The organism is Parapedobacter flavus, assembly GCF_035818675.1.
Taxonomy (GTDB): domain Bacteria; phylum Bacteroidota; class Bacteroidia; order Sphingobacteriales; family Sphingobacteriaceae; genus Parapedobacter; species Parapedobacter flavus.
Window position 1 is genome coordinate 195739 of record NZ_JAYKZZ010000013.1, and the last position, 24582, is coordinate 220320.

Genomic DNA, 24582 nt, shown 5'->3' on the forward strand with positions numbered 1-24582 from the left:
CCTGTCTTTTAATTGGTTAACCCCGAAAATCGGGATGCCGACAAGTTACAAAAGTCGCCATCATCTTGCAAACCGAAAGGACGGAACAGTTAAAAAAAACCGTCTTAATTAGAATTTTTCTAAACTAAAGCATATCTTTGCACGCTATGTTTGAAGAGCGCCCACTATTCGCCTGTGATGAATCGATTTGCGCCTGCGCTACGGATCCACGGTACTTCAAAGGGCTGAACCCCTATGGCGATGGGTGTGGTTGTGATTTCAAGAAATGCTGCAAGAAGTATAAAAAGGGAAAACGCTGCAAGAAGTGCCCTAAACGTTGATTATTCTACAAAATCCAAATCCCTGTCGAAGCTTTCCTTTAACCGGCTAATCGCGAAGATAGCGATGCCCGTGAGCAGAAAGATCATGATGTAAGCCGCAGTGATGATTCCTGTGTAGCCCACGAAAAACTCAAAAAGAAATGTTGATGGAATCAGCGCACCTCGCACGAAGTTCGGCGCCGTGGTGGTCACCGTAGCTCGCAGGTTGGTACCGAACTGCTCAGAGGCGATGGTTACGAATGTTGCCCAATAACCGATGGCAATTCCCATGAAAAAGGCAATCCAATGAAAGCGTTCCTCGGTTATGCCATCGCTGCTCAGGTACCATATCGACGAGGCAATGATCATAATTTGGAAAATAAACACCGCTAGCCTTCGCGACTTGGTAAGCTGGGCGAACAAACCAGCCGCCATATCACCCAGCGAGAGGCCCAAGTACGTAAATAGGATCCCTTTGCCGGCGCTTAGCGTTACCGGGGCGCCCAACGCCCTACCGAACTCGGGCGCCTGGGTAATTAATATGCCCACCACGAACCAGATCGGCAGGCCGATGAGCAGACAATAAATATAACGTTTAAAACGCCCCGCATCGGTAAAGAGCATACTCAGCTTGCCCTTTTGAACGGGTTTTTCCGACAATTTCTTGAACATCCCCGATTCGAATGTGCCCACCCGTAGGATAAGCAGCAACAACCCCATGCCGCCTCCTACGAAATACGCACTGCGCCAGTCGAAAAATTCAGAAACATAGTAGGCCACGATAGCACCCAGCACGCCAACCGAAGCCACGATCATGGTCCCATACCCACGTTTACTCTTATGCATCGCCTCACTAACGAGTGTAATACCGGCACCCAGTTCACCGGCCAAGCCAATACCTGCAATGAAGCGGATAATCGCATACGAATGGATATCCTGCACAAGCCCATTGGCAATATTGGCCACCGAGTACATTAGAATCGACCCGAAGAGCACCTTGATGCGGCCAATCCGATCGCCCAACACGCCCCACAATAATCCACCAAGCAGTAGTCCACCCATCTGCATATTCAGCACGTACTCGCCATCCGTGCGCATCGCCGATTCGGGGATACCGATATCGTGGAAGCTTTGCACCCGAACAATCGAGAAGATCACAAGGTCATAAATATCAACAAAATAGCCCAATGCGGCTACGACAACCAACAGCCATGTATTTCTGGAGTTGATGCGGTTTTCTTTGGTCATCCCAGTACGATTTAAAGCGCTAAAATAATAAAATTTCCTTCTTTCTGAACCTGGTCTGCTGGCCGGTTAATGTGCGGATTGTATATCAATCTAATTTTAGGTAAATTTGTCATCAAACAAAAGATGAGATGATGAAAAAGACGATATTTCCAGCCGTTGCTAGCTTGCTGCTGCTTGCTGCCTGTAACGGCGGCGGTAGTGATACCGTTGAAATCGACCAATTGCGTGACGAGGCGATTGCGATCCACGATGAGATTATGCCTCAAATCAGTGCTTTCGACCGGAATACGGTAAAAATCGACTCTCTTTTATCCAGTTTGCCCGAACTGAAAGCGGCCAACCCGGATATCGACACCGCGCAGGTGCGTACAGATTTATCTGGCCTGAAAGAGCGCTTGGAGGGGGCAACCAATGCGATGATGGATTGGATGACGGGCTTTGATGTCGACCCCCAGGATAAATCAGCTACCGAAATCAAAACCTATTACGAGAAGGAGGTCGAGAAGGTCAAGGAAATGAAAATAATCTTTGATGAGGCCGCCAGGGAAAGCACCGAAAAATTAGCGCAATTTTAATCGTATGCGTATTATTTCTTTCGTGTTAGGCGTCTGTATGTTAAGTTGTGTGATGGCTTGCCAGTCAACGACCGAGCGCACACTGCCCATACTCGGACCCCGCGAACCGGTAACCCGGGTGGTCGATGGCCAAACCGTTACGGATACGGCGTATCACACCATCGCCGACTTCCGGCTACTCAACCAGGATAGTGTTTTCATTGATAACCATACGTTCAATAATGGTGTATACATCGCAAATTTTTTCTTCACCCATTGCCCCAGCATCTGCCCCACCATGCAGCGCAACCTGTTGAAAGTGTACGAGAAATATAAGGGCGACAAACGGGTACGATTCCTTTCACACAGTATCGATTTCCGCTACGATTCGCCTAGTGTGCTCAAAGCGTATGCAGGAAAATTGGGGGTCACCAATGACCAATGGCAGTTTGTAACGGGCAGCAAAGCGGAGATTTACGGCCTCTCCGATAGTTATATGGTTTATACCAAGGAAGATGCCGGTGTACCCGGTGGCTATGACCACTCGGGCCATTTCCTGCTGGTAGACCAAAACAGGCACATCCGGGGAGCGTATGATGGCACCAACGACGCCCAACTGGAGCTGCTATTTGATGATTTGGCCGTTCTGCTGAACGAGACACCCAACTGATGCGCAACCGCTGCTTAATTCTTGTCGCGGGGTTGCTATCGCTGTATATGGTGCTCCATTCGTGCCAAAGTGAACAGGCCATCCGTACGGCACAATACACGGTAAACGGAAAGGACGTTTATACCACCCATTGCCAGAATTGCCACGGAGCAAACGGTGAGGGGCTTGGTAAATTATATCCACCGCTTACTGACAGTACGTTTCTATCCACCCATCGGGAACAACTGGCGTGCATCGTGAAATACGGCAAGGCAGAAATGCCCGCCAATCCAACCCTCTCGCCCATTGAGATCGCCTACGTGCTCACTTATATCGGTAATTCATTTGGCCACTCCATGGATATGTTTACGCAGGAGGAGATTCATTCAGGGCTCAAGGCCTGCCGAGACTCGAATGGCCGGGAAGAATAAGGTCACATCACCAATTCCTGAAAAAGACGGTCTAAGGTCGCTTCGGCCGACTCGCACAGTCCGGGGTGTACAGCCGATGTCTGGATAACCGTGCTCCGCTTGGCTGTGAGCCAGCGGAACCGCTCGGCCATCTCAAGGGCAGCAATCGGACCACCCTCCTTATGGCCACCACATACCTGCTGGAAGGCGCGAAGGTAGGATTCTAGTTCGTCGATGGTCACTGGAAGGCGAAATGCCTGTAGGCGCGATGTATCCAGCGTATAGCGCATGGCCAAGAAGCGCTGCCCGCGGCAGTACAACACCACCCCCGCGTTGAGGAACTCTTCGCGTGCAACCTGCGGCACTACGCGGATAACGGCATACTCAAATAATTCTTTCGCGGGCATGTTTCGCTTCGTTAACAAAAATCGCTGATGCCGCTAAGCGCATCGTTAAAAACTGCCGGTACACATCGCGGGCCTCCCCGGGCGACGGTCCGCCCACATCGGCCAACCATGCGTCTGGAATGGACTGTACAATGTGTTCAATTACTGGTGGCGTAAGCTTGGCTTTGCCTATTTTATCCACCTCATCTAAGCTCGATGCCGAGGCCAGAAGCACGTGGTCCTTTACGCTGACAAACGGCTTTGTGGCCTGCAATTCCCAGTTATCCCACGTGTGGTGGAAATAGAGGGCAGCACCATGGTCAATGAGCCAAAGTTCCTTATGCCACATCAGCATATTCGTGTTTTTTGCCGTCCGGTCTACATTGGTAAGCAGGCAATCCAGCCACACGATTTGCGAGGCCAACTCGGCATCGACCTTGGTCACCACAGGATCGAAGGTGATGGCCCCCGATAGGTAATGCAACGCGAGGTTGAGTCCGGTGCTGGCCCGCAGCAAATCTTGAATTTCCTCATCTGGCTCCGTCCGGCCGAACGCCTCATCGAGCTGGGCAAATACAATTTCCGGCACGCGTAAGCCCAAGGCACGGGCGATCTCACCGCCCAGCAGTTCGGCGATAAGCGCCTTGCTGCCCTGTCCGGCCCCGCGGAATTTAAGCGCATAAAGGAAACCGTCATCCGCCTCGGCAATGGCCGGCAACGACCCGCCCTCCCGCAGGGGCGTAACATAACGGGTTACCTGTACGGTTCGTAACATTGAATGATCCACGGTCAAAGATATCAAATCGATTTGAAGATTCGTGTAAAGCGCCGACCGGTTAACCATCAAATCACCAAATTCTTTTATCTTTGCCAATACCATGGATACATCAGTACAATACGACCGTATTATCGAGCACTGCCAGCAATTATTCGCAAAAAAAACAGCCGATTACGGCACCGCATGGCGCATCATGCGTCCTGCATCGATCACCGACCAGCTATACATCAAGGCACAACGCATCCGTACCCTCGAGGAAAAAAAAGTTTCCAAGGTGGGCGAAGGGGTGATCGACGAATACATAGGCATTGTCAATTATTGTGTCATCGGCACCTTGCAATTGCAACTGGGTACCAGCATCAATGAACAATTACCGCCCGATGCGGTGCGACAGCAATATGAACAGGCCGTTCGTGAAACCAAGGAACTGATGTTTGCCAAGAACCACGATTACGGCGAAGCGTGGCGCGATATGCGGTTAACATCGCTCACCGATCTCATCCTAACGAAAATCTATCGCGTAAAGCAAATCGAAGATAACGATGGGCAAACGGTAGCTTCCGAGGGCATAAAAGCAAACTACCAGGACATGCTCAATTATGCCGTGTTTGCACTGATCAAACTTGGGGTTGCCGACAGTAAATCCTAAACGATGATGAACACCACAACGAACCCACCCGCCCGCACCAATTACCTGCTCATTTTTGCGCGGCTATTCACTGGTCTGCTCTTCATTTTCTCCGGGTTGATTAAGGCCAACGACCCAACGGGCTTCGGTTATAAGCTCGAAGAATATTTCCTGGTATTCGGCACCCAATTCCTCAATGATTACGCTGTCACCATTGCTGTTGTCATCTGTGGATTGGAAATTTTGCTCGGTGCACTACTCTTGCTCGGGTTATGGAAGCGTACCGTTGCGTGGGGCCTGCTATTACTGATCCTTTTTTTCACCTTCCTCACCTTCTATTCTGCATTTTTTGAGGTAGTCACTTCATGTGGCTGCTTCGGCGATGCCATCCCCCTCACCCCTTGGCAGTCGTTCGGCAAAGATCTGGTGCTATTGGCGCTTATCCTGATTATCTTTTTCAATCGCGATGCCATCCGCCCCATGGTCTCCGGCAGCGGAACGCAGGTATTCCTGACGGTTGCCTTGGCCATCGTATCGGTAGGTATCGGCATTTATACCGTCAATTACCTCCCGTTCATCGATTTCCTGCCCTACAAAAAAGGCAATAACCTCCCCGCACTCATGACCTTGCCCGAAGGCAAAGTGGGCGATCAATACGACATCATCTACACCCTGCGCCACAAAAAATCGGGCGAGGAAAAACAGGTTTCGGATAAAGTCTACCTGGCCGATGAGCTCTGGAAAGATGAAGCATGGGAAATTATCGGGGATCCCGAAAGCAAGTTGGTAAAAAAGGGCTACCAGGTACCCATCCCCGACCTACTCATCAGTGACGCCAATGGCGAAGATGTTACCCAACAGCTTGTTGAAAACCCTTACTATAACCTCGTGGTGGTCGCATGGAATCTCGACCAGACCAATCTGGACGCGTTGCACCGCGTTAACGCCCTGGTCACCGAAGTCGCCGAGGCATACAATATCCGCACTATCCTACTGACCGCTAGCGGCACGCAGCAAGCCGAACAAATCAGCCGCGAGCTCGGTCTACTTACCGAGATCTTCTACGCGGACGCCGTGCCCCTCAAAAGCATGGTCCGTGCCAACCCCGGTGTGCTCTTGCTCCGCAACGGCACGGTTATCGATAAATGGCATTACAACACGCTGCCCGATTTCAAAACATTAGACAACCGTTATTTTAAAAGAGCCTATCAAGATGACTGACTCCAAGCCCGTTTTCCTCATCGGTTTCATGGGAAGTGGTAAAACCACCTGGGGCCGCAAGCTCGCCCTCAAAACCGGGCGGGCCTTTATCGACCTCGACGAAGAAATCGTCAACGAAACAGGCGTGCCCATAGCCGAATACTTTTCGCAGCATGGCGAAACCGCATTCCGGACACTGGAAAGCCGCATTCTCAAAAACCTGCCATTCGAACAGCCGGCTGTGGTTGCCACGGGTGGCGGCACCCCCTGTTATTTCGACAACATGGCCTGGATGAATAAAACCGGCAAAACCATCTATCTTTGTATGCCTCCAAAAGCGTTGTGGAGTAGACTCATGCAAACCGATATCGCCGCGCGACCGGCGCTCGGCGGGCTCACCGGCATGGCATTGCTCGACGATATCACCGCCAAACTGGCCGATCGCACCCCACACTACCAACAAGCTACCCACATTGTCGACCAGCTTTCCATGCGATTAGAGGACCTGATTAGCCTTTCGAAGTGATTGTTAACGACAAATCGTTATCTTTATCCGGTTATCTCATTTCCGATGTTTACATTATGATCCGTCGCCCGCTCCCCTTTCTGGTCCTCGCGCTGATTGCCCTCGCTTCCGCCTGTATACCCGCCAGCGTAGGTAATGGTGAATACCGAAACGGAGGGCATCACATTAAACTGGGCACCGTGGACGACCTATACCGTTTCCTCACGTATACCGAGAGCCGCTACCCATTGATCAGCGCACACCGCGGCGGACCGGCAAGTGGTTTCCCCGAAAATGCGATTGAGACCTTTGAAAACAGTTACCGCTACCAGCCACTCATCATCGAGTGCGATGTACGGATGACCAATGATTCGGTACTCGTATTGCTGCACGACGAAACGCTGGACCGCACCACCACCGGGTCGGGCAAGGTGGCCGATTGGAACTTTTCGGAGCTCAGGGAGCTCTACCTGAAAGACCCCGACGGGAAAACCACCCGCTACCGTATTCCCTCCCTCGATGAAGCCCTGCAATGGGGCGCAGGCAAAGTCATCTTTACTATCGACGTGAAACGCGATGTACCCTACGCCTTCGTTATCGACGCCATACAGCGTAACCACGCACAAGCCTATAGCGTAATCATCACCTACAATGCGGGGCAAGCCGCAACCGTACACCAATTGGCCCCCGATTTAATGATCTCGGCGTCCATCCGCTCCCGCGAAGACCTGCTTAGGCTCAACGACCGCAGCATTCCCGACAATCGGCTGGTCGCATTCGTGGGAACCTCCAACGTGGCACCCGCGGTATACGGTCTATTGCACGACCATGGTATCCTCTGCATCTTGGGCACCATAGGTAATATCGATAAGCAGGCCGCGACACGTGGCGACACCGTTTATAGACACTTGGTAGAAAATGGGGCCGACATCCTAGCGACGGACCGGCCGCGTGAAGCGGGTGACGCGTTGCATGCCTATCGCTTAGCCCATAAACTGACATCCAATTTCATCAATTGACGTACCATGTCTATCGTTGTCACTGACCTTCATAAACGCTATGGCACACACCGCGCCCTGAAAGGTATCTCGTTCGAAGCGAAACCCGGTCGCGTGCTGGGGTTTCTTGGCCCCAATGGCGCAGGAAAGAGCACCACCATGAAAATCCTTGCCGGTAGCCTAGTCCCTACTTCCGGCCACGCCATTATCGCCGGCAACAACATACCTCACGATAATCTTGCTGCCCGTCGCCGCACAGGCTACCTCCCCGAAGACAATCCGCTCTATGTGGATATGTATGTAAGGGAAGCCCTTGCGTTCATGGCAGGCTTGCACAATATCGCGAACAGCAAGACACGTATCGCGGAGGTCATCGCCCTCACCGGGCTCGTCGCCGAGCAACACAAAAAAATACACCAATTGTCAAAAGGCTACCGGCAGCGCGTCGGACTGGCACAGGCCATCCTCCACGATCCCGACATTCTGATCCTCGACGAGCCTACCTCCGGGCTTGATCCCAACCAGCTGCAGGATATTCGCGCATTGATCAGGAACCTCGGTCGCGAAAAAACCGTTTTACTGTCTACCCACATTATGCAAGAAGTAGAAGCCATCTGTGACGACGTCATCATCATCCATCATGGCCAGATTGTAGCCGATTTTCCCCTAGCAGAGCTAACCAGCAGGTACGCCGACGAGCGTCTCGAGACCCTATTTATCCGACTGACGGCCAGCAACTAACCGCCATTCACATGGGCTAATAAACAATGTGGCATGTTTTGTGTTATTTAAACGAATAGTTAAATGACATAATAAACATTTACATTTAAACGAAAGACCATGAAACGTGTAATTTTATTCTCAGCATTATTTCTTGCCGGCGTATTCGCGGCAAATGCACAAGACGTAAACAGGCCACAGACCTCGGCTAATGTAGGCATGGCTCCCGTTCAGCAAGGAAACTGGATTGTGGGTGGAAGTTTGGGTAGCTTGGGATATAGCTTCGAAGGGGAGAATTTTAACATCATGCTTAACCCTCGGGCTGGCTATTTCGTTTCGGACGGCGTGGCGATCGGTTTGAGTTTGGTAGGTTCGTTGGCCACCGTTCCCGATGGCGATGACCTGTGGGGCTATGGTGTCGCCCCGTTCGTACGTTATTATTTCCCACAAGGCTCAAGCGCGAGTGGTCGTTTCTTTGCTCAGGGCGACGTGGGTATCTCGGGCAGTTCACCGGGCTCGGGGGCATCCTTGGCTTTGGGCGCCAATGTAGGCTATGCGCACTTTATCACCAACAGTGTCGCATTGGAAGCAACAGCTGGATACAACTACAGTAAAGCGACCGTTTCAGGATCAACAGGGCAAAGTGGCCTAGGTGTCGCATTAGGCTTCCAGGTATACCTGCCGGGACAGCGGTAGACCAACGCATTGACTAAATATTACAAGAAAGCACCGGGTACCATCCGGTGCTTTTTTTTTATCTTTGTGCCATGCAAGTATACATGGATAATGCAGCTACCACGCCGATAGACCCCGAGGTCGTCGCCGCTATGGTGGCCACAATGGAGCAAGACTATGGAAACCCCTCTTCCATCCATGCGCATGGGCGGCGGGTGAAGACCATTGTGGAGAAAGCCCGGAAAACCGTTGCTGGCCTCCTCAATGTATCGCCGGCAGAGGTATTCTTTACTTCGGGCGGCACCGAGGCAGACAATACAGCCATCGTGCGGGGTATCATCGACCACGGCATCACCCACGCCATCACTTCACCTTTGGAACATCACGCCGTACTGCATACGCTCGAAGAGCTCGAAAAAAACGGCACGATCCGGCTGAGCCTGCTGGAGGTAGACGATAAGGGGAACGTAGACTTACACCAGCTGGAGCAGCTGCTCAAAGCCAACCCCCGCTCGTTGGTTTCCTTGATGCATGCCAATAACGAAATCGGTACCATCACGGATATCGAATACGTATCGGCCCTATGCAAGCAGTACCAGGCCCTATTCCACTCCGATACCGTGCAGACCATGGGGCATTATGTACACGACCTCAATAAATTACAGATCGATTTTGTAACGGGCGCGGCGCACAAGTTCCACGGCCCGAAGGGCGTAGGCTTCCTGTATGTAAACCACCACACGAAGATCAAGCCATTTATCTATGGCGGCGCCCAGGAGCGTAACATGCGCGGCGGTACGGAAAACGTGTATGGGATCGTGGGATTGGCCAAAGCCCTCGAAATCTGCTATGCGCAGATGACCGAGCACCAACAATACATACAGGGCCTCAAAGACTACATGATGGCCCAACTGAAAACGCACATCCACGATGTGCGGTTCAACGGCGAGACCACGCCTGAAAGCAGTCTGTATACGGTACTCAACGTTTCGTTCCCCTGTACCGACCTGGCCGATATGCTGCTGTTCAACCTCGATATTTCGGGTATTTCTGCCTCCGGCGGTAGCGCGTGCAGCTCGGGGTCTGACATCGGGTCACATGTACTCCATGCCATCCAAGCCGATAGCGGTCGGCCCTGCGTACGTTTTTCCTTCTCCAAAAACAATACGAAGGAAGAAATCGACTTTGTTGTAGGCAAACTGCGCGAACTCTGTTTAGAGAAAGCTTAATGACGGCGGCGGCGTTTACGCGTCGTCGTCATCATCTTCATCTTCACCCCTCGCCAATCGATACGCCCCCTGCAGTTCAGACAGCGCATGCATATCGCGCTTGTTGCGGGCAGCCTGCATGCCTTTTTCATAGGTAATTACCGCATCCGCTTTTCGCCCCAGGGCTTCATACAACTTGCCAAGGTGATAATAGGTGCCCACATAGTCGGGGTGGTCGTTCACCAACGCCTCGTAATGCCGAAGCGCCTCGTCCGTTTGTTGCAGTTTGAGGTATTCCGTAGCCAAGGCGTAGGTCAAAAAAGGATCTCCGGGGCTTTCCTTCAAAAATTCAATCAGCTGTTGTAACCGGTTGCTCATGCTGCAAACATAGTGATTTTACTGATTTTTTATTCCTACCTTTATTGCTTTGAACAACTCATAAAGCAATACCGATGGATCGTAGAACCTTTATCGCGTTAGGCGCGGCTTCCGGTGCCTTGTTGGCCGGCCCTACTGTACAAGCAGCACAACCCAGTACGCAAAAGCGCTATCAGAACGGCGTAAGCCCGTGGCCAATTTGCCTGGATACCGCTACGGTAAGGCCCGCGTCCTTGCCTGAAAAAGTAAAGATCGCGGCCAAGGCTGGGTACGATGCCATCGAGCCGTGGGACGGTGAACTGGCGGAATTCGAAGCCAGCGGCGGTAACCTTAAAGACCTCGGCAAGGAAATCGAAGACCTCGGGCTTTTTGTACCCAGCGTCATCGGTCTGTGGAATGCATTACCACCTACGCCGGAACTTTTTGAGCAATCGCTCATTGACACCCGCCGACGCATGCGCATGGCGGCCGATATCGGGTCCCAGCACATACAGACCATCCCGAACACTGTGGGCGACAACTACGATCAACGGTGGGTATCCCAACGCTACCGCGATCTCATCGAATTGGCAAAAAACGACTACGGATTGCATGCAGCATTGGTCTTCGTGAAATATTTCCCGCTGAAAACGCTGGGCCAAGCGATGGCCGTGGCTTTGGACGCCAACCATCCGGATGCCATGGTGATCCCAGACACCTACCACATGTACATTTCTGAAGGAGGCTTTGAAGGACTACCCCTCATCAGCGGGAAAAGCATAGCCATCTTTCAGTTTTCCGACGCACCGGCTACACCGGCATTAGCGCAGTTAGAAGATAGCCACCGGGTATACCCCGGTGACGGAATCCTACCATTGACGAAGGTGCTTCGCGATCTCAAAGCCACCGGTTTCGAAAAGTGTGTATCATTGGAATTATACAACCCCGAATACTGGAAACAAGACCTACAGCAAGTTGCCGAAACGGGGTTGCGCAAGACCCTCGCCGTGATTCATGAAGCCGGTGTATAGCCCCCATGGGCGTGGCTCTGTTACTCACTGATTGCTGATCTCGCTGCAGTCCATATCGCCCCATTCTTCCATGGCTTCCTCGGCGGCTTCTCTAAGTTCCGGATACATATTGCATTTCCGGGCGGCTTTCAGATAATCCTCGCCCGCTTTTTTATACTTCTGGCAATTGGCTACGCTCATGTCTTCAGAAAACGCCAACGCGGCCTTCGAAAATTGTTCACTCTTTTTTACCAAGTCATCACATCCACCAAGGCCAAGCGGGTTTGCCTTTTTACAGCCGGTCAGGGCGGTGGTGGCCACGGCCACAGACACTATTCCCAGTACCCATGTCCTACGTAACGTTCCTTTTTTAAAGCAATTCATAATTTTTATTTATATTGTTAATAATCAGACATCTCATCATTCAAAAATGTCCTCGTTTCACCGGCTAGGCAACCCCCAAAAGAGGGTATGATTTAATCGGTAAGCAAATGTCAACACAAATAAACGGTTATACAATACACCAAATTAGGTATTTATGGCAGTCTTATTATGGAACGATTAATCAATACAGCGCAAACCCATCGTCCGTTTACGGGCTGTCTCCAAAAATATCTGAACTATTTGCGAAAATTTAACGTGTCATTGATACTTCTTTCTATATTTACCGGCGTATATGAAAAGAAATCTATTCCCGCTCATCATCATCCTACTCTCCTTCCCTATAGCCAGCATCCAAGCACAAACCGATTTCGGCATCAAAGGCGGCGTTAATTATGCTACGTACAGTTACGGCGACCACGCGGCACCATCAAAAGCGTCGCCCATAGCCCGCTTTTACCTGGCAGGATACTTGGCGGTTCGGATGGCGCCGGGCCTTTACCTTCAGCCGGAAGTTGCGTTACATGGTAAAGGTGCACGCGTAACGAAAACCGATGCTGTGGCCGGTGCCGATGAGATTACGCAGCGCACGAGTTGGTTGGATATACCCATCAATGCGCTTGGGAAAATACCCATTGGCAACCACGGGAATGTCTTTGCAGGTGGAGGCCCCTATATCGGTATTGCCATGAATGGAGAAAACACCTATTCCGACGGCTCCACGTCGGCCGTGATCATCTACAAAGACAAAAACTTGAGAAGCCTAGATTATGGAATCAATTTTCTGGCCGGTGTAAAATTCAGTTTCGTATCGCTCCATGCAAGCTATAGCTTCGGTTTGACCAACATCACTTACGACACCAACAAGTGGTCAAAAGATATAAAAAACAGGGTACTATCGATCGGCGCGGGCGTATCGTTTGCTTCGCTACATCAATAGTACAGATACAATTGAGTAGTGTGAATAGAAGTACATTCTTGATTTTTCCTGCGGAAAAGTTTCGCTAATCCACCCATTCTTGTTATTTTGCGACCTGAACTTTTTCTCATTTAAAAAAAATCCCATTTTTTTTATGCGTTTATATAAGAAGACAGCGTCTTTATCAGTATTATTTACCATTTTACTTTTCATTTTATTATTACCCCTCCCGGTTGGTGCGGTCGGCATCGACCAACAGATCGATGAATGGTTCGCGCCCATCGCTAACTGGTGGGAACAGGTTGTTTTTTTCGCGATTCCCTTTACTGACGAGATTTCTATTCCGCTCGTCTTGATTTTATTGGTATCAGGGGGCATTTTTTTTACTATTTATTTCCGACTTGTCAATATCCGAAAACTACCGGTTGCGATGCGTGCGATACGGGGTAAATATGACGAAGTGGAACAGCAGCCCTCGGCCGATGGGAAGCCGGTTGCCGGCGAGCTCACCCACTTCCAGGCACTCACAGCTGCGCTATCAGGTACGGTTGGACTGGGCAACATTGCCGGCGTTTCCGTAGCCATTGCCATTGGTGGGCCCGGTGCTACCTTTTGGATGATCATTTCTGGCCTGCTTGGTATGAGTACCAAATTTGTGGAGTGTACACTGGGCGTGAAATACCGCGATGTGGGAAAAGACGGCCAAACCTACGGCGGCCCGATGTACTACTTATCCAAAGGATTTAAGGAGTTGAAGGCCGGCCGGTTGGGCAAAGTATTGGCCATTATTTTCGCGTTGATGTGTGTGGGGGCCTCACTCGGCGGAGGAAATGCTTTTCAATCGAATCAAGCGGTTGCCCAACTAACCACAACCATGGGTATCGACGGCAGCTTTATTAAAACGGTATTCGGAATTGGGCTGGCCATACTGGTGGGTATTGTAATTATCGGTGGCATCAAACGCATTGGACAAATCACTGAAAAATTGGTGCCTTTCATGGGCATCGTTTACCTGTTGGGCGCCCTTACAGTCGTCGCAGCACATTACGAATACATCGGCGAGGCATTCGGCCTTATCATTGGCCAGGCATTTTCGCCTGCTGCCGGGCTCGGTGGGTTTGTAGGGGTGTTGATCACCGGCTTCCGCCGCGCAAGTTTCTCGAACGAAGCGGGCATTGGCTCTGCAGCCATTGCACACTCTTGCGTGCGTACACAGTATCCGGCCAGCGAGGGGTTGGTCGCGCTCTTGGAACCCTTTATCGATACTGTGGTCATCTGCACGTTGACGGCGCTGACGATTATTTTCTTTAACAGCGAGGGTATGTTCACCTACGGCGTTACGGACCAATTAGGAAACGTACTGATCGGTGACAGCGAACGTGCCGTGGGTGGGGTTGAGCTGACCAGTTTGGCATTCGAAAGCGTGATTCCCCATTTTTCTATCGTGCTTACCTTGGCGGTTTGCCTCTTTGCTTTTTCTACCATGCTGTCGTGGTCGTATTACGGCATCCAATCGTGGAAATTCCTGTTCGGCCGCTCTAAATGGGCCGACCTGTCGTATAAAGTGCTATTTCTGGTGTTTGTGGTCATCGGTGCCGCGGCCACCCTCGATTCGGTGATTAAGTTTTCGGATGCGATGATCCTGGCCATGACCTTCCCCAATATCATCGGCCTGTTTCTGCTAGCGCCGAAAGTGAAGGGCGAGCTGAATCGTTATCTGGAAGCCATCCGTACGCGGAAGGTAAAGTAACGCGCAGAACGGGTGACAATATTGCAGTAGGGCTGACGCAGAATTACCCAACTGACATATTTGCAGCCCATCGAAGATAAATCACCATTGCGGTTAGATAGCCGGGGTTAACTCGGTTGAGGCATCTCGCTATGCGGGGCATTTCCCGCAAGCTGACTAACAATATGACAAAAACTGGCATGCCTGCATGAAGGTTGTACTTCATGGGGTAAATAGTTGAAAATTAAATTGAATCAAAGAAAGAAAAAATGAACGTACTTGTAATTGGCGGCGGTAACATGGGAATGACGTATGCGGAAGCGATCGCTAAGTCCAATTTTTTAACACCCGGAAGTTTAATGATTTTTGATAAAAGCGAAGAAAAGCAAGCGGAGCTGCGGGCTTGCGGGCTTTTCGACGTGCATGAGGGTTTAGACACCTGCGTACCGAAAGCAGACGTGGTATTGATCGCGGTTAAACCGGCACATGCGGCCGCATTGATGGAAGAAATGAAGCCGATGATTTCAGCGGAGCAGCTGTTTGTATCCATCATGGCGGGTGTAACAATAGACACCATCAAGCAGGGGCTTGACGCGGGGAAAGTGGTGCGGGCCATGCCCAATCTACCGGCGCAGGTTGGGCTGGGGATGACATCCTTCACTGGCTCCGATGAAGTATCCCGACTGGAGCTGGCTGCTATTGAGCAGCTACTCGATACCACCGGGCGCTCCATTAGTTTAACGTCCGAATCCGAAATCGATGCCTCTACCGGCATATCAGGAAGTGGACCTGCCTATATATTCTATTTTATGCAGGCAATGATGGATGCCGCACTGAAGATGGGCTTCAGCAAAGAAGATGCTCGGCTATTGGTGGGCCAGACATTTGCCGGTGCAGTCGAGCTGTTCAACTCATCAACCTTAAGTCCGGAAGACTGGATGGCGAGGGTCGCCTCCAAGGGTGGCACCACCCGTGCAGCGCTCGATTCGATGGATGATAACAACGTCAATGCCCTCATCCAGGAAGCAGCCTATGCCGCATTCCACCGAGCAGAAGAACTGGGCAAACAAACTGAAGGAAAGGAGGCTACCAATGCATAATGAAACCACAGTAGGCAAACCCATACAGCGGGTCGTCATCAAAGTCGGCACCCATGTCATTACCAATAAGGACAACCGTATCACCGGGAAAATCCTTACGAAACTCGTCGATCAAATTGCCCACCTCTATGAACACGGCATCCACGCCGTATTGGTTTCATCGGGCTCGGTCATCGCCGGCAAGGAGGTAATGGGCCATCGACTGAAGGCAACGGACAAGATTACCCGCCGACAGGTGTTCTCGGCCATCGGCCAGCCGCGCATGATGCGGCACTACTACAACCTGTTCCACCATCACGGCATGCGCTGTGCTCAGGTATTGGCAACGAAGCGCGATTTTGATATCGGCAAACACCGCGACAACATGGTCAACTGCTATGAAGGCCTAATGGCCGAGGGAGTTATCCCAATCGCCAACGAAGACGATGCCGTGTCGCTGTCGATGTCGACCTTTACCGACAACGACGAGCTGGCAAGCTTGGTGGCCGAATTGATTAACGCCGACCTATTGATTTTGCTCACCGACACGGACGGGTTGTTCAACGGCCATCCGGACGACGCAAACAGCGAATTGATCCCTCATCTCAACGTGGATGAACCCGTGGAGCAGTACATCCAAAAAACGGATAAGGGCGAAGCCAGCGGCCGCGGGGGGATGGCCTCCAAACTACGGGTCGCTAAGCACACCGCGCGGCAGAATATCCCTACTTTTATTGCGAATGGAAAAACAGACGATATCATTACCGACATCGTCTTCGGTAAAACAGCGGGAACGAAGGTTACCCGCTAAATAAACAATATAATGGAATTACTTACAACAACACAGAAAAACAGCGTACTATCATCGATGGCCACGATCATCAACGATAGCCGCGATGCGATATTGACCGCTAACCAACAAGACCTCGACGCGTTTAACCGCGAAGACCGGGCGCTGTACGATCGTCTGGTGGTAGACAACGCTAAAGTGGACGGTATGATCCGCGCTGTTCAAACCGTTATGGACATGCCCGATCCAATCGGCGGGGTACGGTCGTCGGGCGTGCTGGACAACGGATTACGTATTGAGAACCGCACGGCGCCGTTCGGCACCATTCTGATTATCTATGAATCGCGACCCGACGTAACTATCGAGGCCGCCGTTGTGGCCTTCAAGGCCAATAACAAAATCCTGCTGAAGGGAGGTAAAGAGGCGGTGCACACCAACCAGGTATTGGTCGACTGCTGGCACCGTGCGCTCGCAGAAAACGGTTTGGCTGCCGACTGGATCCAGTTGATAACGCTGGATCGCGAAGCGACGCGGGAATTCCTGAAGAATCCGTCGCAGCCCATTGACCTGATTGTGCCGCGTGGCGGCGAAAAGTTGATCAACTTTGTGAAGGAACACGCGCAGTGTGCCGTACTGGTGAGCGGACGGGGTAATAATTTCGCCTACATTGCCCCCGATGCCGACTGGGAGAAGGTATTACCCGTGGTGATCAATTCGAAAACGGACAAGATCAGCGCCTGCAATGCGCTGGATAAAGTACTGGTGGATGAAACCACGCCCGGGCTACCCGAAAAATTGAAGCAACTGGGTGACGCATTGCGCGCCAAATCCATGCAATTGCTGGCTGAACAACCGCTGCTTTCCCTACTGGAAGAAGCAGAGCCCATCGCAGATGAGTCTGTTTGGTACGAAGAGTTCCTTGCTCCCAAAATCTGCTTCGGGGTGGTTAACGGACTGGAATCGGCAGTCGACAAAATCAATCGGTATAGCGGTGGGCACTCTACGGTTATCCTGACCGCCGACCGGAAGAAAGCAGATACCTTTATGGAGCAGGTAGACAGCGCGGCGGTGTACCACAATGCCTCTACGCGATTTACCGATGGCGGGGCCATGGGCGTAGGTGCCGAGTTGGCTATCAGCACGGATAAGCTACACCACCGCGGGCCGCTCGGACTGGAGCAGTTGGTTACCAATAAATACTACGTGTACGGCGACGGCCAAGTTAGATAGCAGATTGGTAATCCTTTTTGTGGATGGCCAATGATTCCTGTTTTAGTTCCGTACAAATCATACGATATGGATCATCCTGCCCATCTTTGGGCAGGTACTCCATTTCCATAAATAAAGCTTTGGCGCCGAAATCCGGCATCCCTTCGGGAACGTTGTCGGTCTGAAACATGCCGCTGAACAAACCAACGGGAGCCTCTTCAGTAACCCACACTTTCGAAACCCCATCACTCGTCTCCATTTGAAAACCTTTACAATGGTAGCCTAGAATGGTCTTGCTTTCTATGGGTGTTACCTTAACTTCTTCATCTTCCTCACTCTCCACCGCGAACTTAAGGTATTTATCCATCACCTCCTGGCTACCGTTGAGACGCATAGCGGTCTTTCGGTCGCCGTCGTCCATGAACATCACCATCGCCTTGTTTTCCATATCCATTACGGCAAGGTTGTTAGCGGCGCCCTCCATCAGGACTTTCGTCCCGAAATACGTGGCTTCCGGTTCCAGCCAATACTGCATCGCGGTCTCCTCTTTAGCATCATCGTGGATGATTTTCATCGTGGCACGGTAGGAGAACGTATAGGTGTCGGGTACATCTTCCATACTGCCGCCGCCAAGCATCGCGGCCAGTGCTGCCTGGCCTCTAGCTACCGCTGCGTTACTTTCTTCCGCACTGTCGCTCCCTTCAGACGCGGCCTTTCCCTTCGTTTCCCCTTTTTCTTTCTTCCCCTTTTTATCGCCTGGCTCAAGTATCTTGTCTAGTGCCTGGTCGGTCTTTTTCTCCGTTTCGCGTTCTGCACGGCGTTCCACGGTGCGTTCGGCTGCCTTCTCTACTTTCTTGCCGAGTTTTTTTAAAAACTGTCCGTTCGCGGTTTCCATCCCACCTACGGCCACGGCTAGGATCAATACAATTGCTTTATAATTCATGACATTTTCATTTACATGGTCGTTTCTGTCAGCTAAGGTCGACATAAATAGGCCGCCATGCAATACACCAAATTAGGTATTTATGGGTATTAAAATAATATCCTTACTTTTATCGTCTCGACATACCATTATAACCGAACACAAACGATGCTGAGACCACTATTATCCATGATACTGTCCATGCTCTGCTTTATTGCATTGGCACAGCGCGCGCAGAAACTGCTAGTCGTTGAAAACAAAAAAGGCGACATCAGCTACCAGTATTTGACGACCTATACATTCAAAGACGGCCTATTCACGTCGAAAGACACAATTTTTGAAGACAAGCCCGGGCCACCCGATATCTCCTTCCACCTGGGCAGTTCATCGTGGCACGAAAACCGGTACGTCATCGGCAGCGACGGTGCCGTCATTGATGTGAAATACCGGAAACTCATCTGGGAGAATAGCGATCCGAAAGATCGATTCATCGAAGCCCTAGGCGATACCCTGGTGTATGAAAGGCGTAAGGACGGCCAGCCGACCGAATTTTATTTCCTCGATCTGGCTACGTTAACATACCATCGAGCCAAAGCGGGATCGTTCAGGAAAACGAACAAATCCGCATCGAACCACCGGGCACTCTTCTATTCGCCAAACGGGCGAAAAACAATCTATACAGCCTATTTAAAACGTGTCGAAATTCGCGACGAAAACTTTAAACTCCTGGATGCCATACCCGATCCTGACCTTTCGGGGCCGATCATCATGAATCTGGAACTATCCCGCATTGGTGCCCACTGGCTGGATAACGACAACTTTTTGTACGACAACCACATCTTCCACAAAGATGCGAAGATGCACACCGTCGAACTTAGGCAATATACCCTATCCACAAAACACGACACGACGCTTTTCCGCATCGACTCCGTGAATGTCACCCAGCTGCCCCAAGGAAAATTCTCAAAAGACCATTTCAACCATATCCATTACCGGGCAACGAATGGCCGCAGGTATCTGTTAAACCTGGAAAGTGGAACGATTTTGCCTGATCCGTATTTCTTCCTCAACGCGCAATTTTCGTACACGGGATACAACGCTTCGGCCGCCCTTCGGGATAAATATAAAGGGCTTACGTACCGGTATGGCGAAAGAGAAATCGGTACGGTTTGGGGCAACGATGCCACGGCAACCGATAACGCCTTGGCCGTAGCGTATGCTGACGTGGGGGCCAATTTGGGTTATCCGAAAGGTATAAAAGTATGGACGGCACCATACAACGGATGGACCACCTTCGACCTGCCGTGGCTCTACGCAATCATTGGGTGGATGGAGTGAACGGTTATGTTATCGCTTAAGTTAACAGCTGCTTGATGCGTAGACCGGCCAACCCTGCAAACCCACTTACCAGGGCGGCCACCAAGGCGGAGATAGCTACCATCAGCACGGCCCCGGCCGGACCGGCTGCGAATGGTGCCCCGCCAGTGAAAATTCCCGCCACCTGCGCAGCCAAGCCAGCGCCTGTGCTAATATGCAGGTAAATGGAATAACCTACCCATACCGCAGCGCCACCGCTGGCCGATGTCCAGAAAGCACCTGAAGCTTGCCGAGCCAACCACCAACACCCCACGAAACACACCGGGGCAATGGTCCACCATGGTCCAAAAAACGAAAGCACCGCACCCACAATGATGATAAAAAGGAAAAGCATATCGATTTATTCGTTAGGTTTCAACAATACATCCCGCTGCAGCTTCGGCGACTGCTCATCCACGGTTTTCATGAACAACAGCGTATCCAGTTCACCGGCAGCCCACCGGTCGATCATGTTATCGTAATACACACTGCCGGGATTGCCCGACTGACCTCCCGGATACAGACCATACGCCTTCGGCCAGTCGCCATCGAGCTGTACGACCATCCGCCATGAAGGGCCATGGGTGCCTGACGTGGCGTTGACCATGTTGCCGCCCCCGCCTGTGACGATACCCGTGCGGCCGAACGACCTGAAATTGGGCACCAAGTGCATGATGCGCGTGTTTTTCACACGGCTCCAAGCCCAGCTTTCCGCAGACACCTCGCCGAACCGCTCGCGTAAACCACTTACGGTTTGCTGAAAGCTCTGGCAAATGATCGCGTCGATGGTCTCAACGGTATCTACGGTCAGCACATTGTCGAACCATTTTGCATCGGGCTCGCGCTCGATGAGTGTATAGGTTCGATCGAGACTCGGGTACAACAGCTGCTCATCGCGGGGGAACTCATCGCCCCAGATGGCGGCGGGCAGCTCATCGAACCAGCTTTCGAAAATCGTCGCACCCACGGCGTCCGCATCGTTTCGGTAGTCCCACCGTTCGAGGATATCGTATTCCGCCGACCGCCGGATCGAATCGTCCGTAGCCAGTCCGCGCAGCAGCCGCGGCAAAATACGCCGTGCATCCACATTGAAATTGTCGTTCTGTAGGTCGCGCAGGCTATCGACCGTGGCGGCGGTCATGGCCGCCAACCGTTCATTGATGCGAAGGGCACGACTGGGATGGGCGAATCGCCAATCGAGGTAATAGGGATACGTCGTATCGGCCGGGAACTGGTTGGCAGAGCTCACGAAGCCCCGCGGCGGATTCTTCACCGTAGGGTTCTGCTCCCGCGGTATCCACCCCTGCCAGTCGTGCGATGCCAGCGTGCCGTCCAGCAGGTACTTCCCCTGCCCTTTCCATTTGAGCGGCAGTTTGCCATTCGATGTGATGGCAATATCGCCATCGTTGCTCGAAAACACGAAATTCTGTGCCGGTGCGGTGAAATAGGCCAGCGCGGCCCGGTAATCATCGTAATCTTTGGCGCGGTTGAGGTAATGGAAGGTCAGCACATCGGCCCCGTCCGTCTCGTTCGTTATCCAGCGCATGGCATAACCCACAGGCGCCCTGTCGGTATATGCGCCTTCCGCGGGCTTATGGTACACCACCGGCCCGTGGTGGGTATAATAAAGGGTATCGTGAAACGCCCTACCGTCCTTCAGCCGATAAGTCTCCACATGCACCGCCGTCGGCTTCCATTGCCCATCGTGCCAGTACTCGGTAAAGGTGCTGTCGCGGAAACGGATGCGGTAGAAATCCATCACATCCGAACCGACATTCGTAACGCCCCAGGCTATATCCTTATTGAAGCCAATGATGATGGCCGGCGTGCCGGGCAGGGCTACGCCATACACATTCACATTGGGCGATGAAAGCTGCATCTGGTACCAGATGGAGGGCAACGTGAGTTGCAGGTGGGGGTCGTTGGCCAGTATGGGCAGGCCCGTAGTGGATCGGCTTCCGCCCACCGCCCAGTTGTTACTCCCCACCTGCGGACGCGGTGCAGGTACGGAAAAGGCCAGCAGGTTACTATCAGGCCGAGCGGCCACTTCATCGGGCACCGGCGGTACCGTCAGCGGCTCGAAATCCCACGGGGTTCCTTCGGGAACAATGGGCGATTCGATAGCCGGGTAACCCGGAAAGAGGTCGGCCACTACCTCAGGCCCATATTTCGCCAACACCTGCGTAAGGCGGAGGTCATTGCTGCCCCCATTCAACGTGTTGCGCATGTTCATCAGCATGAGGATGGACTTGTAGGGCGACCACGGCTCGGGCTGGTAATTCAGCAACTTGTACGCTATGGGCAGGTCTTTATAGGCCAGCTGGGCAATATAAGCATTCACCCCGGCAGCATAGGCACCCAGCGCCCGGCTCGCCACCGTATCGGCTTCCAGCCGCTCGGCGATCGCCGCAGCCGAACGGGCCATGCCGCGCCGCCGGTTGAAACGGTCGTACTCGAGTACGGCCTCCCCCACCACTTCCGTAAGGCGTCCTGCCGAAACGAGGGTATAGAATTCCATTTGCCAAAGGCGGTCGCGCGCAATCACATATCCCTGCGCGAAATACAGGTCCTCGTCGTTCTGGGCAAAGATGTGCGGCACGGCGTTGTCATCATACCGCACCACAACCTCACCGGTGATGCCCGGCAACACGGTTTCCGTGTCGCCAGCTTTCGGAGCCCCCTCCGCGTTCTGCAGGTAACCCTGGAATGGACTGAACAGTTTACCGAGCGGCGGCAGCACGCCCCAAGCGTGATGGAATACATAAATAAGGGCCACGGAAATCAATAATGGCCAAAGGTGCTTGATTAATCTCATATCATTTAGGTATGGATCTACATAACAAGGTCTGCTGCAATCAAACTTAGCTAAATTTGTTCTTATATGCAATTATAATCGCATTACATATAAAACAAATTATCGTTCTCCCCGCAGCCATTGAGAACGTTTTATAGCGGAAATGTACGGGATGTTCCGCAAAGCACCAAATAATACCTACACGGTTCGGAGGAAGTCCACTACGGCTCCTTCCACCTTTCCTAATCGACCCAGCACCTGCGCTACCTGTGTTTGCCTGATCTCGAGCTCCATCGCACACGTGTTGTCAAAATCCTGCTTCAACACGTTGAGATCTTCCGCCTTCACGACACGCATCACCTCGTTGAGCTGCTCATACGCAAAAGCTACGCGGTACACATCATTGACCGTTAGCTCCACAATCTCCGCCGCCGAAAGCGCATCCAGCGACGCCGCCTTATACGCGTGGATGAGGCCCGGAACACCCAATAGGGTACCTCCGAAGTAGCGGACCACCACGACCAGCACATTGGTGATATCGGCCGAAAGCAAACTATTGAGGATGGGCCGACCGGCGGTGCCCGACGGCTCCCCATCGTCGTTAATACGGAAAACGGAACGGTCGGGTGTGAGCCGATACGCCCAGCAGTGGTGGCGGGCTTTGGGGTGCTGCGCTTTCAGTGCACCTACAAGCTCCTTCACCGCCGCCTCATCCCGCAGGGGGTAAGCATAGGCAATAAATTTACTGCCCCGGTCTTTGAACTGCCCCTCTGCAGGTGCAGCAATGGTTTTATACGTGTCTTCAAATAAACTCACAGGTAAGCAATGATCAATACCGATACGACGGCCAAAATTATCCCAATTTTATTGATAAACGATAACTTTTCGCGGAAAAGGGTTATCCCCACGAGCGCACCAAGTGCAATCACCCCCACGTTCATGCCGGTAAAAACGATGGAGGGGTTATCCGGCAGCGCCCGGTGGGCCTTCATGTAAAAGAGGATGTTGGCGAAATTGAACCCGCCCAACACCACCCCCCAAAAAATGGCATGTACGGAAAATTTCTTGCGCGATACCGTAAGGTGGTACGTCAGGAACCCCAGCGCAGCCAACATGGCCAGGCAGAAGACCACGAGCATCGACGTCGTGTACGGTACACCGGAATGCTGGGCAATCTGCTTAAACAGGATATCGATGATGCCGTAGCCAAAAAAGACGACCATCGGAAAAAGCCATGCCCCATGGTTGCGGCCATATTGGTTTTTGCCTTTGTGCCAGCCGATGCTGCACAGGATACCGACCACACCTACGGCAACACCCACGAGTTTGCCTGCCTGTGCTGACTCGTTGAATAGCCAGAAGGCGGCAATGAGCGCAATGAACAGCGAAAGGCGCTGGGCCACCTCGGTACGTACGATACCGGCATAGCGGATGGACGCGCTGAGGGCGAAGAAGATGCCCGGCAGCAGCACGGCCAGCGCGCCGTAAAGTAGCCACGGGGCACGGTCTGCCATTGCCGGCGTCCACTCCGGCGAAAGGAAAAACCATGTGCAGCCTACCGCCACGGGGTAGTTCCATACGATAAGCTGTGTGGTATCCACTTGATACTGCCGTGCCAGTTTAAGGATAACGGAAACGGTGACACTCGAAACAACACTCAGTAAGACGTATATCATCGTTGTACTGCTTAGGGCGGTAAAGTTAGCAATACTTCCCGTACCCATGTCCCCCCCTTTACTGAACCAAAATAGGAAATTTGCCATCACGCTCAACAATTC

The 24582-nt window shown here is 52.1% G+C and carries 27 protein-coding genes; 17 read left to right on the forward strand and 10 right to left on the reverse strand.

Annotated elements, in window-relative coordinates; translation table 11 throughout:
• Window positions 1-320 precede the first annotated feature (320 nt).
• Window positions 321-1547 (reverse strand): MFS transporter, encoded by a 1227-nt coding sequence (locus tag U9S71_RS11980; protein ID WP_326327740.1) that lies wholly within the window; start codon window positions 1545-1547, stop codon window positions 321-323.
• A gap of 128 nt (window positions 1548-1675) precedes the next feature.
• Between U9S71_RS11980 and U9S71_RS11985 the strand changes: the two genes are divergently transcribed.
• From U9S71_RS11985 to U9S71_RS11995, 3 genes are read left to right on the forward strand one after another with little or no spacing between them, the layout of a single operon-like run.
• The gene (locus U9S71_RS11985; protein WP_326327741.1) at window positions 1676-2122 is read left to right on the forward strand and encodes a transposase; all 447 of its coding nucleotides are present in this window, start codon (window positions 1676-1678) and stop codon (window positions 2120-2122) included.
• A gap of 52 nt (window positions 2123-2174) precedes the next feature.
• Window positions 2175-2771: an SCO family protein gene (locus tag U9S71_RS11990; RefSeq protein ID WP_326327742.1), complete on the forward strand. Its 597-nt coding sequence runs from the start codon at window positions 2175-2177 to the stop codon at window positions 2769-2771.
• Window positions 2771-3181, forward strand: a complete 411-nt coding sequence (locus tag U9S71_RS11995) for a c-type cytochrome (protein ID WP_326327743.1) — start codon at window positions 2771-2773, stop codon at window positions 3179-3181. Before U9S71_RS11990 ends, U9S71_RS11995 begins: the two co-directional genes overlap by 1 nt.
• A 2-nt stretch (window positions 3182-3183) precedes the next feature.
• Here U9S71_RS11995 and U9S71_RS12000 read toward each other — a convergent pair whose 3' ends face one another.
• Both U9S71_RS12000 and U9S71_RS12005 read right to left on the reverse strand, forming a co-directional pair.
• Window positions 3184-3567, reverse strand: coding sequence for a DUF3037 domain-containing protein (locus U9S71_RS12000; protein ID WP_326327744.1), 384 nt, complete (start codon window positions 3565-3567; stop codon window positions 3184-3186).
• Window positions 3545-4321 (reverse strand): HipA family kinase, encoded by a 777-nt coding sequence (locus U9S71_RS12005; protein ID WP_326327745.1) that lies wholly within the window; start codon window positions 4319-4321, stop codon window positions 3545-3547. Before U9S71_RS12005 ends, U9S71_RS12000 begins: the two co-directional genes overlap by 23 nt.
• 103 nt (window positions 4322-4424) lie before the next feature.
• On the opposite strand from U9S71_RS12005, the gene U9S71_RS12010 reads away from it, so the two are divergent.
• The 7 genes from U9S71_RS12010 to U9S71_RS12040 all read left to right on the forward strand — a co-directional run bounded on the left by U9S71_RS12010 (window position 4425) and on the right by U9S71_RS12040 (window position 10279).
• Window positions 4425-4973, forward strand: a complete 549-nt coding sequence (locus tag U9S71_RS12010) for a DUF1599 domain-containing protein (protein ID WP_326327746.1) — start codon at window positions 4425-4427, stop codon at window positions 4971-4973.
• 3 nt (window positions 4974-4976) lie between these two features.
• The gene (locus U9S71_RS12015; RefSeq protein ID WP_436410324.1) at window positions 4977-6173 is read left to right on the forward strand and encodes a BT_3928 family protein; all 1197 of its coding nucleotides are present in this window, start codon (window positions 4977-4979) and stop codon (window positions 6171-6173) included.
• On the forward strand, window positions 6166-6678 hold the full coding sequence (locus U9S71_RS12020) for a shikimate kinase (RefSeq protein WP_326327747.1): 513 nt from the start codon (window positions 6166-6168) through the stop codon (window positions 6676-6678). Before U9S71_RS12015 ends, U9S71_RS12020 begins: the two co-directional genes overlap by 8 nt.
• A gap of 56 nt (window positions 6679-6734) precedes the next feature.
• Entirely contained in the window at window positions 6735-7676 is a 942-nt protein-coding gene (locus U9S71_RS12025; protein WP_326327748.1) for a glycerophosphodiester phosphodiesterase family protein, read from the forward strand.
• 6 nt (window positions 7677-7682) lie between these two features.
• On the forward strand, window positions 7683-8396 hold the full coding sequence (locus U9S71_RS12030; protein WP_326327749.1) for an ATP-binding cassette domain-containing protein: 714 nt from the start codon (window positions 7683-7685) through the stop codon (window positions 8394-8396).
• A gap of 99 nt (window positions 8397-8495) precedes the next feature.
• Complete coding sequence (locus U9S71_RS12035; RefSeq protein ID WP_326327750.1) at window positions 8496-9071, forward strand: hypothetical protein; 576 nt, start codon at window positions 8496-8498, stop codon at window positions 9069-9071.
• A gap of 71 nt (window positions 9072-9142) precedes the next feature.
• Complete coding sequence (locus U9S71_RS12040) at window positions 9143-10279, forward strand: cysteine desulfurase family protein (protein WP_326327751.1); 1137 nt, start codon at window positions 9143-9145, stop codon at window positions 10277-10279.
• A 15-nt stretch (window positions 10280-10294) separates the two neighbouring features.
• Here U9S71_RS12040 and U9S71_RS12045 read toward each other — a convergent pair whose 3' ends face one another.
• On the reverse strand, window positions 10295-10636 hold the full coding sequence (locus U9S71_RS12045) for a tetratricopeptide repeat protein (RefSeq protein WP_326327752.1): 342 nt from the start codon (window positions 10634-10636) through the stop codon (window positions 10295-10297).
• A 74-nt stretch (window positions 10637-10710) separates the two neighbouring features.
• On the opposite strand from U9S71_RS12045, the gene U9S71_RS12050 reads away from it, so the two are divergent.
• Window positions 10711-11646 carry a sugar phosphate isomerase/epimerase family protein gene (locus tag U9S71_RS12050; protein ID WP_326327753.1) on the forward strand — a complete coding sequence of 312 codons (936 nt, stop codon included), beginning with the start codon at window positions 10711-10713 and terminating at the stop codon, window positions 11644-11646.
• A 24-nt stretch (window positions 11647-11670) separates the two neighbouring features.
• On the opposite strand, the gene U9S71_RS12055 is transcribed toward U9S71_RS12050, so the two are convergent.
• A complete protein-coding gene (locus tag U9S71_RS12055) occupies window positions 11671-12009 on the reverse strand; it encodes a hypothetical protein (protein ID WP_326327754.1) in 339 nt (112 codons plus the stop codon).
• Between the two features lie 292 nt (window positions 12010-12301).
• Here U9S71_RS12055 and U9S71_RS12060 point away from each other — a divergent pair, with 292 nt between their 5' ends.
• The 5 genes from U9S71_RS12060 to U9S71_RS12080 all read left to right on the forward strand — a co-directional run bounded on the left by U9S71_RS12060 (window position 12302) and on the right by U9S71_RS12080 (window position 17753).
• On the forward strand, window positions 12302-12946 hold the full coding sequence (locus tag U9S71_RS12060) for a porin family protein (RefSeq protein ID WP_326327755.1): 645 nt from the start codon (window positions 12302-12304) through the stop codon (window positions 12944-12946).
• Window positions 12947-13079: 133 nt separating this feature from the next.
• Complete coding sequence (locus U9S71_RS12065) at window positions 13080-14675, forward strand: alanine/glycine:cation symporter family protein (RefSeq protein WP_326327756.1); 1596 nt, start codon at window positions 13080-13082, stop codon at window positions 14673-14675.
• Between the two features lie 248 nt (window positions 14676-14923).
• Window positions 14924-15754, forward strand: a complete 831-nt coding sequence (gene proC, locus U9S71_RS12070; protein WP_326327757.1) for a pyrroline-5-carboxylate reductase — start codon at window positions 14924-14926, stop codon at window positions 15752-15754.
• Window positions 15747-16544: a glutamate 5-kinase gene (proB, locus tag U9S71_RS12075; RefSeq protein WP_326327758.1), complete on the forward strand. Its 798-nt coding sequence runs from the start codon at window positions 15747-15749 to the stop codon at window positions 16542-16544. Before proC ends, proB begins: the two co-directional genes overlap by 8 nt.
• A gap of 12 nt (window positions 16545-16556) precedes the next feature.
• Window positions 16557-17753, forward strand: a complete 1197-nt coding sequence (locus U9S71_RS12080; RefSeq protein WP_326327759.1) for a glutamate-5-semialdehyde dehydrogenase — start codon at window positions 16557-16559, stop codon at window positions 17751-17753.
• On the opposite strand, the gene U9S71_RS12085 is transcribed toward U9S71_RS12080, so the two are convergent.
• Window positions 17746-18675, reverse strand: coding sequence for a DUF4412 domain-containing protein (locus tag U9S71_RS12085; protein WP_326327760.1), 930 nt, complete (start codon window positions 18673-18675; stop codon window positions 17746-17748). The two genes, U9S71_RS12080 and U9S71_RS12085, sit on opposite strands and share 8 nt — an antisense overlap.
• 147 nt (window positions 18676-18822) lie before the next feature.
• Between U9S71_RS12085 and U9S71_RS12090 the strand changes: the two genes are divergently transcribed.
• On the forward strand, window positions 18823-19992 hold the full coding sequence (locus tag U9S71_RS12090; protein WP_326327761.1) for a hypothetical protein: 1170 nt from the start codon (window positions 18823-18825) through the stop codon (window positions 19990-19992).
• A 16-nt stretch (window positions 19993-20008) separates the two neighbouring features.
• On the opposite strand, the gene U9S71_RS12095 is transcribed toward U9S71_RS12090, so the two are convergent.
• The 4 genes from U9S71_RS12095 to U9S71_RS12110 all read right to left on the reverse strand — a co-directional run bounded on the left by U9S71_RS12095 (window position 20009) and on the right by U9S71_RS12110 (window position 24480).
• Window positions 20009-20365, reverse strand: a complete 357-nt coding sequence (locus U9S71_RS12095) for a hypothetical protein (protein WP_326327762.1) — start codon at window positions 20363-20365, stop codon at window positions 20009-20011.
• Window positions 20366-20371: 6 nt separating this feature from the next.
• Window positions 20372-22825, reverse strand: coding sequence for a penicillin acylase family protein (locus U9S71_RS12100; RefSeq protein ID WP_326327763.1), 2454 nt, complete (start codon window positions 22823-22825; stop codon window positions 20372-20374).
• Between the two features lie 177 nt (window positions 22826-23002).
• The gene (locus U9S71_RS12105; protein WP_326327764.1) at window positions 23003-23620 is read right to left on the reverse strand and encodes an IMPACT family protein; all 618 of its coding nucleotides are present in this window, start codon (window positions 23618-23620) and stop codon (window positions 23003-23005) included.
• Window positions 23617-24480, reverse strand: coding sequence for an EamA/RhaT family transporter (locus U9S71_RS12110; protein ID WP_326327765.1), 864 nt, complete (start codon window positions 24478-24480; stop codon window positions 23617-23619). The genes U9S71_RS12105 and U9S71_RS12110 overlap by 4 nt, the downstream gene beginning before the upstream one ends.
• Window positions 24481-24582 lie beyond the last annotated feature (102 nt).